This window comes from Paenibacillus piri (assembly GCF_004354045.1).
In the GTDB taxonomy this organism is placed as follows: Bacteria; Bacillota; Bacilli; order Paenibacillales; family NBRC-103111; genus Paenibacillus_S; species Paenibacillus_S piri.
The window spans coordinates 178,954-193,257 of record NZ_SMRT01000016.1 but is presented as its reverse complement, the minus strand read 5'-3'; the positions used below and the strand labels follow the sequence as shown (position 1 = coordinate 193,257).

Below are 14,304 nucleotides of genomic sequence, written 5' to 3'. Positions count from 1 at the left end.
GGAAATTTGAGAGGAGCTGTCCTTAGTACGAGAGGACCGGGATGGACGTACCGCTGGTGTACCAGTTGTTCCGCCAGGAGCACGGCTGGATAGCTACGTACGGAAGGGATAAGCGCTGAAAGCATCTAAGCGTGAAGCCCCCCTCAAGATGAGATTTCCCAGTACGTAAGACCCCTTGAAGACGACGAGGTAGATAGGTTCGGGGTGGAAGCGCGGCAACGTGTGGAGCTGACGAATACTAATCGGTCGAGGGCTTAACTAACTACCCAAGAAAGGGACGAAAGGCGCTGTAGCGCAGTCCGCTTCCTTTCACGGGGCCTCTAAGAAAAGAAGAACGAACAATGCTTGCCGGTTTCGGATCCAGTTTTCAAGGCGCAATAACTTCACCCCACAAAGTGAAGGGAAGCTCCGATGATAATGCCGATTACTTTGCGGGGAGCCCCGAGAGCAATTGGCATGAAGAGCGGATGTTCCTTGGCGGGAACATCAACCTTAAACCACGTTTGGTGATGATGGCGGAGGGGAACCACGCGTTCCCATCTCGAACACGACCGTTAAGCCCTCCAGCGCCAATGGTACTTAGACCGCAGGGTCTTGGGAGAGTAGGACGTCGCCAAGCAGCGAAAAGAGTCTTTTGGGATATTCCCATCAGACTCTTTTTTCATTTAATGAAGCTTTCGGTCCATAAAGGATATACTAGGATAAGAAAAAGGCGAGGCCGGTTTCAAAGCGCGATGGTTAAGCGGAAAAGACTCTTTTTTAACGGCCGGATACATGTAATAATATGGACTTGACATTAAAAAAGGGCTTTTGTTACTATTGCAATAATATCTACGGGCAAGTATGACGATGAGGGAGGATTAAGTTCCGTGTGGGAAACTAAGTTTGCTAAGGAAGGTTTAACGTTTGACGATGTATTATTGGTGCCGCGAAAGTCGGAGGTATTTGGGAAAGAGATCGACATTTCAACGCAGTTGACCGATAAAATAAAATTGAATATCCCTTTGCTCAGCTCGGCAATGGACACTGTAACCGAATCAGCTTTGGCCATTTCGATCGCGAGAGAAGGCGGCATCGGTATTATTCATAAAAATATGTCGATTGCCCAACAAGCGGAGGAAGTCGACCGAGTGAAGCGCTCGGAGAGCGGAGTTATTACGAATCCTTTCTTTCTTACGCCGGAGCATCATGTTTATGATGCCGAGGAACTGATGGCTAAATACCGGATATCGGGTGTGCCGATTTGCGATGAGAACAGGAAGCTGGTCGGGATTTTGACGAACAGAGACCTGCGTTTTGTCCATGATTACTCGATTAAGATCAAAGAGGTCATGACACGCGAAAACTTGGTTACGGCGCCTGTAGGGACGACGCTGCAGCAGGCCGAGGGCATTTTGCAAAAGCATAAAATTGAGAAGCTGCCGATTGTCGATGAGAACAATACGCTGAAAGGCCTTATTACGATCAAAGATATTGAAAAAGCGATTCAGTTTCCCAATTCGGCGAAGGACAAGCAGGGGCGGTTGGTCGTAGGGGCCGCCGTAGGCGTCTCTAAAGACGTCATGGAGCGTGCCGCGGCTTTGGTGGAAGCCGGCATCGATATGATCGTCGTGGACTCGGCACACGGGCATCACATCAATATTTTGAATACGGTGAAAAAGCTGCGCGAGCAGTATCCGGATATCCCGATCTGCGCAGGCAATGTAGCTACAGGCGAAGGTACCCGCGATCTCATCGAGGCAGGGGCTTCCATGGTTAAGGTAGGGATCGGGCCGGGCTCGATCTGTACGACCCGTGTTATTGCTGGTATCGGCGTACCGCAAATTACCGCTATTTACGATTGTGCGTCGGTTGCGAGAGAGTATAACGTACCGATTATCGCGGACGGCGGAATCAAGTATTCCGGAGACGTGACCAAGGCTATAGCGGCGGGAGCCAGCGCCGTCATGATCGGCAGCCTGTTCGCAGGCACGGATGAAAGTCCCGGAGAATCGGAAATTTATCAAGGTAGAAAGTTTAAAGTTTACCGCGGAATGGGTTCGCTCGGTGCCATGAAGGAAGGCAGCAAGGACCGTTATTTCCAGGAAAACGAAAGCAAGCTCGTGCCGGAAGGCATCGAAGGACGCGTAGCTTATAAAGGGCCTTTGGCCGACACGGTGTATCAGCTTATAGGAGGACTGCGCTCCGGTATGGGGTATTGCGGCGCCAGCACGATTCCTGAGCTGATCAACGATACGTCTTTTATCCGGATTACAGGCGCAGGGCTGCGCGAAAGCCATCCGCATGACGTGCAAATTACGAAAGAGGCTCCTAACTACTCTTTGTAGGCAAATCAGGGTATGGAAAATTTGATAGTGGAGTGACCGGAAGACGGGGGCCATGTGAGGCCGCCGTCTCTTTCTTTGAACATCGCTAAGATGCTGTGGTACAATAGGAAATACGTGTTTCGGCACCATTTTATTAGGAGGAGTGAGAAATTTGTTGCAGTCTGTAAGGCGAATAAGTTTACTGATTGTTGTCGCAATGGTAGTTCAATTATGTTCATTTGCAGTTCCACCTAAAGCTGTGATGGCGGCGGATGATGCGCCCGATTTAAAATTGGATGTGAAATCCGCCATTTTGATAGAGGCAAGCACCGGTCAAGTGTTGTTTAAATATAATGAGGATGTTGCATTGCCGCCGGCAAGTATGGCCAAAATGATGACGGAATATTTGGTTATGGAGGCTGTCAAGAACGGCAAATTCACGTGGGAAGATATGGTGACGACAAGCCAGTATGCGGCGGATGTTATCGGGTCGGGGCAGCTTCTCGCTTTGAATGAGCAGGCCACGATGAAGGATATGTTCGGGGCGATGTCGATTTATTCGGCTAATGACGCTTCGGTTGCTTTGGCGGAAAAGATCGGGGGGACCGAAGAAAATTTCGCCAATATGATGAACGAAAAAGCGAAGCAGTTCGGATTGTCCGAGAAGGCACATTTTATTAATGCGACGGGACTTTCGAGAGCGGATTTGGGCAAGTACGCTCCAAAGGAGCTGCAGGGCGAAACTCTTTTAACTGCCAAGGATGCTGCACTTATTGCTTATAACATTTTAAAGGATCATAAAGAGGTTCTCGATTATACGAAAACGCCTTCGAAAAAGTTCCGCGAAAAAGATAAATCGCCGATGATTAATTGGAACTGGATGCTGGAAGGCAATAAAGACAACATCAACTTTAAAAAGTATGCTTACACTGGTCTGGATGGATTGAAGACGGGCTCAACCGATGATGCGGGCTATTGCTTCACAGGCACGGCGGAACGGAACGGGATGCGGCTGATCAGTGTCGTCATGGGAACGCGTACCGAGCCGAAGCGATTTGAGGAAACGAGAAAAGTGTTGGACTATGGCTTCAACAATTTTGAAATGAAGCAGGTGCTGACGGCAAAATCGGAAATAGATTCGTTGAAAGTAGTCAATATTAAAAAGGGTGTAGCCACGCAAGTGCCTGTTGTCACTCAAACCGGCGTTTCCTTCGTTGTGAAAAAGGGAGCGACGCCCGATCAATTTGTGACTACGGCTGAGCCTGCGGATGAAAGCAAGCTGGTAGCCCCGATCGCCAAAGGCGATGTGCTGGGAACCGTCAAAATCACATACCAGGGCACGGAAAAGACAGCGAACCTGATTGCCAATGAGGATGTCGAAAAAGGAAGCTGGTTCAGGCTGTTTTTCAGGGCGATCGGCAACTTCTTCGTCGATATCATCTCGGGAAAAAAGAAATAAGACAGGCCTTATAAAAACCGCGCGAAAATCGGTTGTGTATTTAAAGGGATTCCTGTAAAATAATTGTTTAGTAGTTTGTCGATAGCGAAATTTATGGATATAGGTTTGGAGGAATCGGAAATGGAAACAGGAACATCGCGTGTTAAAAAAGGTATGGCCGAAATGCAAAAAGGCGGCGTCATCATGGACGTCATGAATGCCGAGCAAGCAAAAATCGCGGAGGCCGCAGGCGCGTCAGCGGTAATGGCTTTGGAGCGGGTGCCTTCGGATATTCGGGCTGCCGGCGGCGTAGCCCGTATGGCTGATCCTACCGTCATGGAAGAGGTTATGAAGTCAGTTACGATCCCTGTTATGGCAAAGGCGAGAATCGGACATTTTGTCGAAGCCAAAATTCTTGAAACGATGGGTGTGGATTACATCGATGAGAGCGAAGTGCTCACGCCGGCGGATGAAGTATTCCACATCAATAAAAGAGAGTTTACCGTTCCTTTCGTTTGCGGCGCGAGAGACTTGGGTGAAGCGCTGCGCAGAATCGGTGAAGGCGCCTCGATGATTCGTACCAAAGGCGAGCCGGGAACAGGCAATATCGTCGAAGCTGTCCGCCATATGCGGATGATGGTAGGCCAAATTAAAAAGGTGCAGGCGATGTCGAAGGACGAGCTGATGGCCGAAGCGAAAAACTTGGGTGCACCTTATGAGCTGCTGCTGCAAGTACACGAAACAGGCAAATTGCCGGTCGTTAACTTTGCTGCGGGCGGTGTAGCTACTCCGGCGGATGCGGCATTGATGATGCATCTGGGCTCGGACGGTGTATTCGTAGGTTCCGGTATTTTTAAATCGGACAGCCCTGAGAAATTTGCAAAAGCGATTGTAGAGGCGACAACGCACTACACGGACTATGCCCTCATAGCGCAAGTTTCCAAAAATTTGGGGACGCCAATGAAAGGGATTGAAATTTCCAAGCTGGATGCAACGCAGCGTATGCAGGAGCGCGGCTGGTAATTAGCGGCAAGAGGGTGGAGCAGCTATGAAAATAGGCGTGTTAGCATTGCAAGGGGCTGTGGCCGAGCATATCCGGCTCATTAACAAGGCCGGCGGCGAAGGCGTAATTGTGAAAAAAACGGAGCAGCTCGACGAAGTTGACGGCATCATTATTCCCGGCGGCGAGAGTACGACGATCGGCAAGCTGATGCGGACCTTCAATTTTATTACCGGGCTGCAGTCTTTTTCACAGCAAGGCAAGCCGGTTTTCGGTACATGCGCCGGTCTGATCGTGATTGCCAAGCATATTGAAGGACAGCCGGAGGCCCATTTGCAATTAATGGATATTAAAGTGACCCGCAATGCGTTCGGACGGCAGCGGGAAAGCTTTGAAACGGATTTGGCTATTAAGGGGATTGCTGACGATGTTCGTGCGGTATTTATTCGGGCGCCACTAATCGAGGAAGTAGGCGAGGGCGTCGAAGTATTGGCAACATACCGCGATCAAATAGTAGCGGCCCGTCAAGGACACTTGCTGGCAGCTTCGTTCCATCCGGAACTGACTGATGATGAACGGATGCACGCATATTTCCTCAACATGGTACGCGAAGCGAAGTAGGAGGGGTCTCCCTTGTTGGATGTAAGGTTATTGCGCAGCGATTTGGGACGCGTCGAGCAGGCGATGCTAAACCGCGGCAAAACACTGGACGATATTAGCCGATTCACGGATTTGGATACGAAACGCAGAGAGCTTCTTCAAGAAGTGGAGCAATTGAAAAATCGCAGGAATACTGTGTCGCAAGAAGTTGCCGCTTTGAAGAAGGCGAAACAGAATGCGGACTCGCTCATTGAGGAAATGAAGGGCGTAGGCGATCGGATTAAAGTGTTGGATGATGAGATCCGTGTGCTCGAAACGGAGCTGAACGGCATTTTACTGTCTTTGCCGAATGTGCCTCATGAGAGTGTGCCTGTTGGCCGGTCGGAAGACGATAACGTCGAGGTTCGTCGTGTGGGCGAGCCTGTGAATTTCGCTTTCGAGCCTAAGGCGCATTGGGAAATTGCGCAAGAGCTCGGTATTCTTGACTTTGAAGCGGCTGCGAAAGTAACCGGTTCGCGTTTTGTTTTTTATAAAGGGTTGGGAGCGCGTCTGGAGCGGGCTTTATTGAACTTTATGATGGATTTGCACAGCGACCGGCATGGGTATGAAGAAATGCTGCCGCCGCAGATCGTCAACCGCGATAGCTTGACCGGTACCGGACAGCTTCCTAAATTTGAGGAAGATGTGTTCAAAATCGCGGATACGGATTATTTCCTGATCCCGACCGCCGAAGTGCCTGTAACGAACTATTATCGCGAGGATATTTTGACTGTGGAAGACCTCCCGAAATATTTTGTTGCGTTCAGCGCTTGTTTTCGTTCGGAGGCGGGCTCTGCCGGCAGAGATACGCGTGGTTTGATCCGGCAGCATCAGTTCAATAAGATCGAGCTGGTGAAGCTGACGACACCGGAGCAGTCGTACGACGAACTGGAGAAGCTCACCGCCGATGCGGAGAAGGTGCTTCAGCTGTTAAAGCTGCCGTACCGCGTGCTGACGCTCTGTACGGGCGATATGGGATTTTCTTCGGCAAAAACGTACGACCTGGAAGTATGGCTGCCTAACAGCAATACGTACCGGGAAATTTCATCGTGCAGTAATTTTGAAGATTTCCAAGGGCGCCGTGCGAACATCCGTTTCCGCCGCGACGCCAAAGCGAAGCCCGAATTCGTGCACACGCTAAACGGCTCAGGATTGGCGTTAGGCCGGACGGTGGCTGCGATTTTGGAAAACTATCAGCAGGAAGACGGCAGCGTTTTGATTCCCGAGGTATTGCAGCCGTATATGAACCATGCGACCAAGATCAGTAAAAAATAGAACTTGATATAGCCGGTTCAGGTGTGATACAATGCTCTTTGTCACCCGGAGAGGTGGTCGAGTGGTTTAAGGCAGCGGTCTTGAAAACCGCCGAGGTGCAAGCCTCCGTGGGTTCGAATCCCACCCTCTCCGCCATACATAATACATAACGACCCGTGAGGGTCGTTTTTTGGTTATAGGGGGCTCCCCCAAAAGTAATCGGAATTTGCAACAGAGCTTCACGTCACTTTAGGGGGACTTTGTGGTATGAAGGAGCAAGCAGGTGGGATGAGAACCGTAGGTTCGTCGGAGCATGAGCTTCGTAAGGAATACGTCGCAGTCGGCCTCGCGAGGCCGCATCCCACCCTCTCCGCCATACATAATACATAACGACCCGTGAGGGTCGTTTTTTGGTTATAGGGGGCTCCCCCAAAAGTAATCGGAATTTGCAACAGAGCTTCACGTCACTTTAGGGGGACTTTGTGGTATGAAGGAGCAGGCAGGTGGGATGAGAACCGTAGGTTCGTCGGAGCATGAGCTTCGTAAGGAGTACGTCGCAGTCGGCCTCGTGAGGCCGCATCCCACCCTCTCCGCCATACATAATACATAACGACCCGTGAGGGTCGTTTTTTGGTTATAGGGGGCTCCCCCAAAAGTAATCGGAATTTGCAACAGAGCTTCACGTCACTTTAGGGGGACTTTGTGGTATGAAGGAGCAAGCAGGTGGGATGAGAACCGGAGGTTCGTCGGAGCATGAGCTTCGTAAGGAGTACGTCGCAGTCGGCCTCGCGAGGCTGCATCCCACCCTCTCCGCCATACATAATACATAACGACCCGTGAGGGTCGTTTTTTGGTATGAAGGAGCAAGCAGGTGGGATGAGAACCGGAGGTTCGTCGGAGCATGAGCTTCGTAAGGAGTACGTCGCAGTCGGCCTCGCGAGGCCGCATCCCACCCTCTCCGCCATACATATATAGACGACCCCCCGAGGGTGATTATTGCGGTTTGGCCGCGGCGCGAGAAAGGCACGTTCCTTTTTTTGCTGCTGCCTGCCAAGTATAAAGCGGGTTAGGGATTCGCAACTTATAAAAGTGGAGGTGTTGACAAGATGGCAAAAAACGATAGCTTAACTATCGATCAGCAGAAGCTCGTCCAAGCTTGGGAGCGAACGTTGCCCACTGTTCTTAACGCGTCCGATCGGGCAAAGGTTAAAGCAGATGATGCCGACCCGAAGACGATCTGGGTGAACATCGTTACAGCCGGACGCTCCGATTACAGCTTCGATTTTAAATGCACGTACGTAGATTCACGAGAGGTACAGGTCGAATTTATCGACGTTGAGGTTGAGGGCCGCAATGCGGACGAACGAACGACGACCATTCAAACATTAATTGATGATTATGTAAGACATATTCACGAATGCGCTCAGCAGCTGCATGCCATGACTTCTAAGTAACGGAGGTACTGCCGATGACGAAAAACAAAAGCAATGCGGATAAAAATTTGCAAAATGTAGTGAAGGATTTGGATCAACAAGTAGTGACCGGTCATCAAGCGCAGCAAATTCAGCAGCAAACGAATGATCGCCGTCATCAGGATGCGCTTAATCATGATGAGCCGCCGGGAAGATCGATTGTGACGGATAAAGAGTAAATGCGAAAAGGAGCTCATTGATATGCCAAAAGATATTGCCCAACCGGTTAACCCGCCAAGCGGCCGAAGCAACCAAAAAGAAAGCAATCAGCCTCAAGAACCGTTGTCGGGCTCTAAGAAGGTCAAACAGCAAAATCATACCCGTCATAATAACGGGGAAGGTTAAGCCTTGTGCAAGTATGGCAAAGAGCCCCTCGGGGGCTCTTCTATGTATGAAGCGGTTACAAATTTTTCGACGTCAAAAAATGAAAGCATTCCATTAACATGGAGTGTGCCAGCTCCTCCGTGTCCGCGTAGCCGTATAAGGTTCCTCCTTGAGCCAGTTCTTCGCAAACATCATCCATTTCGTAGCAGATCGTAATGGATAGTTCATTATAAATAATGTAATATCTACCATTTTCCACCAATCTGACACACCCCATTTTCTCTAGTTCCCTCATTCTACCATGAAGTGTAAAAAAAGAGAACCGACGAATCGGTTCTTCTTGTATTATGGTTCGACATGCTCATATGTATGAGCGTCCAGAGCGGAAATAAAGCGGGTCAGCTGTCCCGTATAAAAAATATGGAGCTGATGCATCGCCCGTGTACAGGCTGTATAAAACAGCTTGCGTTCGCTTTCCTTATCATATTGATGCCGGGAAGCATCCCACACGATAACTGCATCGAATTCCAGACCCTTGGCCAAATAAGCCGGCATAATGAGCACGCCTTTTTGAAAGGAATGGTCGTTTTTGGATATTAACGTAACAGAGATGGCGGAGGATAAACGTTCATAGACGAGACGGCTTTCTTCCGCTGTTTTGGTGAGGATGGCGATGGAGGCTATACTCTCCGCGCGCAGCGCATGCAAATCGGCCAGCACGCCTGCTGCCAGGCCATCCGTATCGGGAGCTTGCTGAACGACCGGTTTTTGCCCGCTGCGATTGAATGGCTCAATAGCTTCGCCGCCCGGCAGCATAGCCCTTGTAAACTCAACGATTTCCCTGGTGGACCGATAGCTGCGCGTCAAGCGGATCATCTCGGTCTGGCCCTCGCCGAACAGCTCAATCACATGCCGGTATCCGGTCGCGGTGGCGGCATCCGTTGATTCGCCTGAACGGTCGAAAGCGTCGGTATCGGATTGATAGATGGCCTGGTTCAAATCGCCTAGCAGCGTCATTTTGCCGCGGGGGAACAGCCTTTTCAAAAACGTGTACTGAAACGCCGAATAATCCTGAGCCTCGTCAATAATGACATGCCGCACCGTATTGTACGATTGGAAGCCCTCGATCAATTCGTTCAAATAAAGCATCGGCGTCGCATCTTCAAAGGCAAGCTGACCGTTTTCGAGCTGTGTAAGCGTCATGTCGCAAATCAGGTTCCAATCTGCAGGCAGGGTAACGCCATCCACGGCTTCCAGCAGGCCACGCGTCTCCTCGAGGAACAGCTGCCGGTACAGCGCGGCGACGTCGATGAATTTGAGCTTTTTAATTTTTTGGCGGAGCGGCCGAAAGCTCTGATGAATAACATAACGGCCTAGAAGAAACGCCTCCTGCTTGGCATCATAGAACAGCTGTTCCTGATCGTTCTTTCTTTGCATTGTCCGGAATGCGTTCTGGTACTCCTCTTTATCCAAAAACTCAATCGCGTCTTTCACCCACGGCTTGCTTCGTTCGGCTTTGGCCAACGTTTTGAGCTCCTTCAGCAGCCATTCCTTCAATAGTTGGACCCGGTTGCTCAAATGAATGGACGGATCGATTTGATAAAAGAAATGGCTCATTTGCTGCCGGGAGATCAGGATTGTTCCCTGAAACCGGATATCTTTAAAAATGATGCCGGCCTGCTCCAAATGCTTCGCGTAGCGATCCATCAACCGGATAAAAGCGTTCGATGATTTAAAGCGGATGCTGCTTTGCCGGATCGGATAGGCAGGGTCATCCCCCGCGTTCAGCCGGTATTCCATCTGTTCGTACAAATCTTCCACCTGGTAGCGTCGCCCTAACCGGAACTGCAAATATTCCTGATAAGTGGTTTGTTGCATATTCGTCTCGCCAAGCTCGGGCAATACGGTAGACACATAGCTGTTGAACAGTGCATTCGGCGAAAAAAGGATCATATTGTCGGCATTCAGCGTGTTGCGATGTTTATACAACAAATAGGCGACACGCTGCAGTGCGACAGACGTTTTCCCGCTGCCCGCCGCTCCCTGGACGATCAGCACCTGGTGCCGGTCGTTGCGGATAATTTGGTTTTGCTCCTTTTGGATGGTGGCAACGATACTTTTCATTCGGTCATCGGCGCTTTGGCCGAGCATCGTTTGCAATATTTCGTCGCCAATGGCCAGACCGGTATCGAACATAGCTTTCAGTTCGCCCTGTCGGATTACATACTGCCGCTTCAGTTCGATCGTACCCTCAATTTGACCGCCGGGCGTCTGGTAAGTGGCGGGGCCGGGAGGATAATCGTAGTATAAATTCGAGATAGGCGCGCGCCAGTCATAAACCCAATACTGCTGGGAGGCCTCATCGAAAAAAGAGGATGTCCCGATGTAGATGCGCTCCGTTTCCGGAAAGCCCCGCTCCTGAAAATCGATCCGGCCAAAATAAGGCGTATCATGCAGGCGGACGAGCTGACGCAGCGTATCCTCAGCGTGCAGCAGATCGCGCTCCTGCGTAACCATAACCATTGATTGCTGATTAATACTCGTATAAGTTTCCATAATATCGTCGGGATTGTTCATATTGACGGTAATATCGGACCAAAAATCGCGGTTCGTATCGATCGCCGTCTCCAAGCGTTGATCGGCCAGACGGCTGACCTCATCAATGCGCGTTTTGACCAATCGGGCAACGCGGCGAAGCCGCTGTTCCTCTTCATTCCAGGTAGCGTCGTGTCGGGTCAATGATATCAAGCCTCCTTCAAAACAGCGTGCACATCTTTGGGAAGATGTATGCGGCTGCATGTCGTTAATGTATCATATAGTCACTTTTTGTTGCAATTGCGTAAGCTAGTGAATAGAACTGCAAAAGAACCATTTTATAGGAGGGCTCAACGATGATTATATTAAAGACGCCGCAAGAAATTGCTGTCATCCGCGAAGCGGGAAAAATATTGGCGATGTGTCACCAGGAAATCGGCAAACGGATCGGACCGGGTGTAACGACACTCGAGATTAACGATTTTGCCGAGCAGTTTATGACCCGACATGGGGCGGTGCAGGTGACCAAAGGGTACCGGGGGTTTCCGTACGCAACCTGCGCTTCGGTGAATGATGTGATCGCTCACGGCTTTCCGGACCGCAAACGGTTGAAGGACGGCGACATTGTGAAAATAGATATCGTTTGTAGCTATAACGGCTGGATGGCCGATTCGGCGTGGACCTATATGATCGGTAACGTGTCTCCGGAAGCGAAACGGCTCGTACAGGTAACGAAGCAATGTCTGGAGCTGGGCATTGCCGAGGCAAGGGCGGGCCGGCGGATCGGCGATGTGATGCATGTGGTGCAGCAGCTTGCGGAGACGGCCGGATTTTCCGTCGTACGCGATCTGGTAGGGCATGGGATCGGCCGATCGCTGCATGAAGAGCCGACCTTCGATCATACGGGCAAGCCGGGCAAAGGCTTCAAGCTGAAGGAAGGCATGGTGATCACGATCGAACCGATGATCAATGCCGGAGGCTATGAGATGTTCATTGATTCGGACGGCTGGACGGCCAGGACATGGGACGGCAGTCTGTCCGCCCAATTCGAGCATACGGTGGCGATCACAAAGGAAGGTCCGCAAATATTAACGAAGCTGTAAAAGTAGCTTGTCAATCTGAACTGAAATATACAGGTGGCCTTACCTTATTCAACGCGGACGCCCGTTTCCTTTACCGATTCCCTCCATAAAACGATTCCAACACCATATACAGGACCAATGAACTATAAAAATATATTACCATGCTGCCGAAGTAGAAAAGGAGGCCGAATACCTTAAAGCCTAATCGATCCGACTTCCTATTGGAGGCGGGTCTTTGGTTCGAGCCTTAATAAAAAGAGAATCGGAGTCGGTAAGGATGAGGATGAAGTTGTGGATGAGACTTACGCTGTTTAAGAAAGTGCTGTTCAGCTTTTTGATCGTGCTGCTTCTGTTGTCGGCTATCTCTGCAACGGCAGTTACCAATATGGGCAGTATGGGGCAAAAATCGAAGCAGACGACGGAAGTGGGATTGCCCCATGTTATTTTACTGGGAAACCTGAACCACGATTTAATGGAGCTGGACGATCTGCTGTTGAGAATTCAATTGAATATCGAGGATCGGAGCGACAACGATTTGCTCGGATCGGTGGGCTCCAGCGGCGAGGCTGAGACGCAGCAGGCTAAAGCCGAGCGTATTTTCAAAAAAATTCAATCGGAAGTCAAACATCTGGATGAGATGGCTTCAACGGAAAGCGATGCGGGTCTTGTCAAATATTTCAATGAACGGTGGGGGCAATATGAAACGATGTTCCCCTCCATCCTGGCTGCCGTACAAAAGCGCGGACCGGAAGGCTTGAATCTGATTCAAAAGGCAAACGAATATTTGACAGGCTGCGCGGTGATTATTGATGCGCTAACCCGAAATAACCAGCAGTATGCCAATCAATTGGGCGAGGAACTGAACGGGTCTTACCAGTCCGGTGTTACCTGGGTCATTTCCTTGAGTTCGCTGGCGATTTTGTCCGGGCTGGCCGTATCCTTTCTGATTGCGCGGCATGTGTCCATCCCGATCCGGCGTATGAGCGCAGTTGCCAAGCAGGTGTCCGGCGGTGATTTATCGGTGCAAAATCTTACATTAATCCGTCAAGACGAAATTGGGGAGCTGAGCGAAGCGTTCGCCCAAATGACCGATCATATGCGGCAGATGATTTTGAAAATCAATGAGCATGCTCAGCTGGTAGCCGCTTCGGCGGAACATCTGAAATCGAGCTCGGGCGAAATGCAGACCGTTTCCCGGCACATCGCCGAAACCGTCAAAGATGTGGCGAACGGGGCGGATGAACAAACGGTCAGCATGGAAGAAACATCCCGTTCCATGGAGGAAGTCGGTTCCGGCATCGGACGTTTGGCCGAGAACGCGTCATCCATCGCAGAGACGGTGGAATCGTCCAGGCAGCAGGCGGAGACCGGCGGCGCATCGATCCAAAATACAGTCGAGCAGATGGGCTCGATCAATGAATCCGTTGTGCAAACGGATCAAATCATTAAGCTGCTCGATGATAAGTCCCAACAGATCGGCAGCATTCTGCTTGCCATCCAGGACATTGCGCAGCAAACCAATCTGCTCGCTTTGAATGCGGCGATCGAAGCGGCGCGCGCCGGCGATCACGGGCAAGGCTTTGCCGTCGTTGCGTCGGAGGTGCGCAAGCTCGCCGAGCAATCCGGCAGCTCTTCCGCGGAAATCGCCCTGCTGCTGGGCGAAATTCAATCCAGCATTCAAGACTCCTCGAAGGCAATGACAAAGGTGAAGGATGAAGTGTTGGCGGGAATTGAGCGTGTCCGCGAGACGGAAGTGAATTTCGACCATATTTTGCAGTCCACGAACCATATTGCTTCGCAGGTGCAGGAAATGGCGGCGACTTCGGAGCAAATGTCGGCCGGCGCTCAACAAATAACAGCTTCCGTGCAGCAGGTCGCGGCCATTGCCAGGAAATCGGCTTCCGCATCGCAAAATGTAGCTTCATCAGCGGAGCAGCAGCTTCAAGCGACGAACGGCGTGCAATCTTCCGCGCAATCGTTATCGCATATGACGGACGAGCTGCATTTGCTGCTGTCCCAGTTTAAGGTATCGTGATAAACAACATATAGAGCAGCATGAGGGGATAATCCGCGGCGGATTATCCCCTTTGTATCGGGCAGCAAGGGACGCAAAGCTTTATTGAACCGGCGAGCGGGTGTAATATGGAGTACATACAATGAAGTAAAGGTCCACGACCAACCCTTATTCATGCCGCTCCAACATCGTTGGAAACGTATTCATTTATTAGCTGTCGAGACATAGGAGGATGAGACG

General features: G+C 50.6%; 14 protein-coding genes, 1 tRNA gene and 2 rRNA genes. 15 read left to right on the top strand and 2 right to left on the bottom strand.

The features are described from left to right. The 13 genes from E1757_RS27080 to E1757_RS27030 form a co-directional block, all read left to right on the top strand. Positions 1 to 262, top strand: a 23S ribosomal RNA gene (locus E1757_RS27080); the annotation flags it as partial. A 240-nt stretch (positions 263 to 502) separates the two neighbouring features. Further along, positions 503 to 619, top strand: a 5S ribosomal RNA gene (gene rrf / locus E1757_RS27075). A gap of 250 nt (positions 620 to 869) precedes the next feature. Further along, positions 870 to 2,327: an IMP dehydrogenase gene (guaB, locus tag E1757_RS27070; RefSeq protein WP_133234088.1), complete on the top strand. Its 1,458-nt coding sequence runs from the start codon at positions 870 to 872 to the stop codon at positions 2,325 to 2,327. 196 nt (positions 2,328 to 2,523) lie between these two features. Continuing rightward, a complete protein-coding gene (locus E1757_RS27065; protein WP_133234122.1) occupies positions 2,524 to 3,765 on the top strand; it encodes a D-alanyl-D-alanine carboxypeptidase family protein in 1,242 nt (413 codons plus the stop codon). Between the two features lie 120 nt (positions 3,766 to 3,885). Beyond that, a complete protein-coding gene (pdxS, locus tag E1757_RS27060; RefSeq protein WP_133234086.1) occupies positions 3,886 to 4,767 on the top strand; it encodes a pyridoxal 5'-phosphate synthase lyase subunit PdxS in 882 nt (293 codons plus the stop codon). Positions 4,768 to 4,792: 25 nt separating this feature from the next. Then, positions 4,793 to 5,365 (top strand): pyridoxal 5'-phosphate synthase glutaminase subunit PdxT, encoded by a 573-nt coding sequence (gene pdxT / locus E1757_RS27055; RefSeq protein WP_133234084.1) that lies wholly within the window; start codon positions 4,793 to 4,795, stop codon positions 5,363 to 5,365. Between the two features lie 12 nt (positions 5,366 to 5,377). Further along, complete coding sequence (gene serS / locus E1757_RS27050; protein ID WP_133234082.1) at positions 5,378 to 6,658, top strand: serine--tRNA ligase; 1,281 nt, start codon at positions 5,378 to 5,380, stop codon at positions 6,656 to 6,658. 47 nt (positions 6,659 to 6,705) lie between these two features. Next, a tRNA-Ser gene (locus E1757_RS27045) sits at positions 6,706 to 6,793 on the top strand. Between the two features lie 111 nt (positions 6,794 to 6,904). Then, positions 6,905 to 7,027 carry a hypothetical protein gene (locus tag E1757_RS36965; protein ID WP_281282541.1) on the top strand — a complete coding sequence of 41 codons (123 nt, stop codon included), beginning with the start codon at positions 6,905 to 6,907 and terminating at the stop codon, positions 7,025 to 7,027. Between the two features lie 317 nt (positions 7,028 to 7,344). After that, on the top strand, positions 7,345 to 7,467 hold the full coding sequence (locus tag E1757_RS36960) for a hypothetical protein (RefSeq protein WP_281282540.1): 123 nt from the start codon (positions 7,345 to 7,347) through the stop codon (positions 7,465 to 7,467). A gap of 276 nt (positions 7,468 to 7,743) precedes the next feature. After that, a complete protein-coding gene (locus E1757_RS27040) occupies positions 7,744 to 8,091 on the top strand; it encodes a hypothetical protein (RefSeq protein ID WP_133234080.1) in 348 nt (115 codons plus the stop codon). A gap of 14 nt (positions 8,092 to 8,105) precedes the next feature. Further along, a complete protein-coding gene (locus tag E1757_RS27035; protein ID WP_133234078.1) occupies positions 8,106 to 8,288 on the top strand; it encodes a hypothetical protein in 183 nt (60 codons plus the stop codon). A gap of 22 nt (positions 8,289 to 8,310) precedes the next feature. Next, on the top strand, positions 8,311 to 8,454 hold the full coding sequence (locus tag E1757_RS27030; RefSeq protein ID WP_133234076.1) for a small acid-soluble spore protein P: 144 nt from the start codon (positions 8,311 to 8,313) through the stop codon (positions 8,452 to 8,454). 55 nt (positions 8,455 to 8,509) lie between these two features. Here the strand turns inward: E1757_RS27030 and E1757_RS27025 are convergent, their stop codons facing one another. Further along, on the bottom strand, positions 8,510 to 8,692 hold the full coding sequence (locus E1757_RS27025) for a hypothetical protein (protein WP_246079551.1): 183 nt from the start codon (positions 8,690 to 8,692) through the stop codon (positions 8,510 to 8,512). An 86-nt stretch (positions 8,693 to 8,778) separates the two neighbouring features. Next, positions 8,779 to 11,172, bottom strand: coding sequence for an RNA polymerase recycling motor HelD (helD, locus tag E1757_RS27020; RefSeq protein WP_246079549.1), 2,394 nt, complete (start codon positions 11,170 to 11,172; stop codon positions 8,779 to 8,781). 152 nt (positions 11,173 to 11,324) lie between these two features. On the opposite strand from helD, the gene map reads away from it, so the two are divergent. Beyond that, positions 11,325 to 12,071: a type I methionyl aminopeptidase gene (gene map, locus E1757_RS27015; protein WP_133234072.1), complete on the top strand. Its 747-nt coding sequence runs from the start codon at positions 11,325 to 11,327 to the stop codon at positions 12,069 to 12,071. 256 nt (positions 12,072 to 12,327) lie between these two features. Further along, positions 12,328 to 14,085, top strand: a complete 1,758-nt coding sequence (locus E1757_RS27010) for a methyl-accepting chemotaxis protein (protein WP_133234070.1) — start codon at positions 12,328 to 12,330, stop codon at positions 14,083 to 14,085. Positions 14,086 to 14,304: the final 219 nt, after the last annotated feature.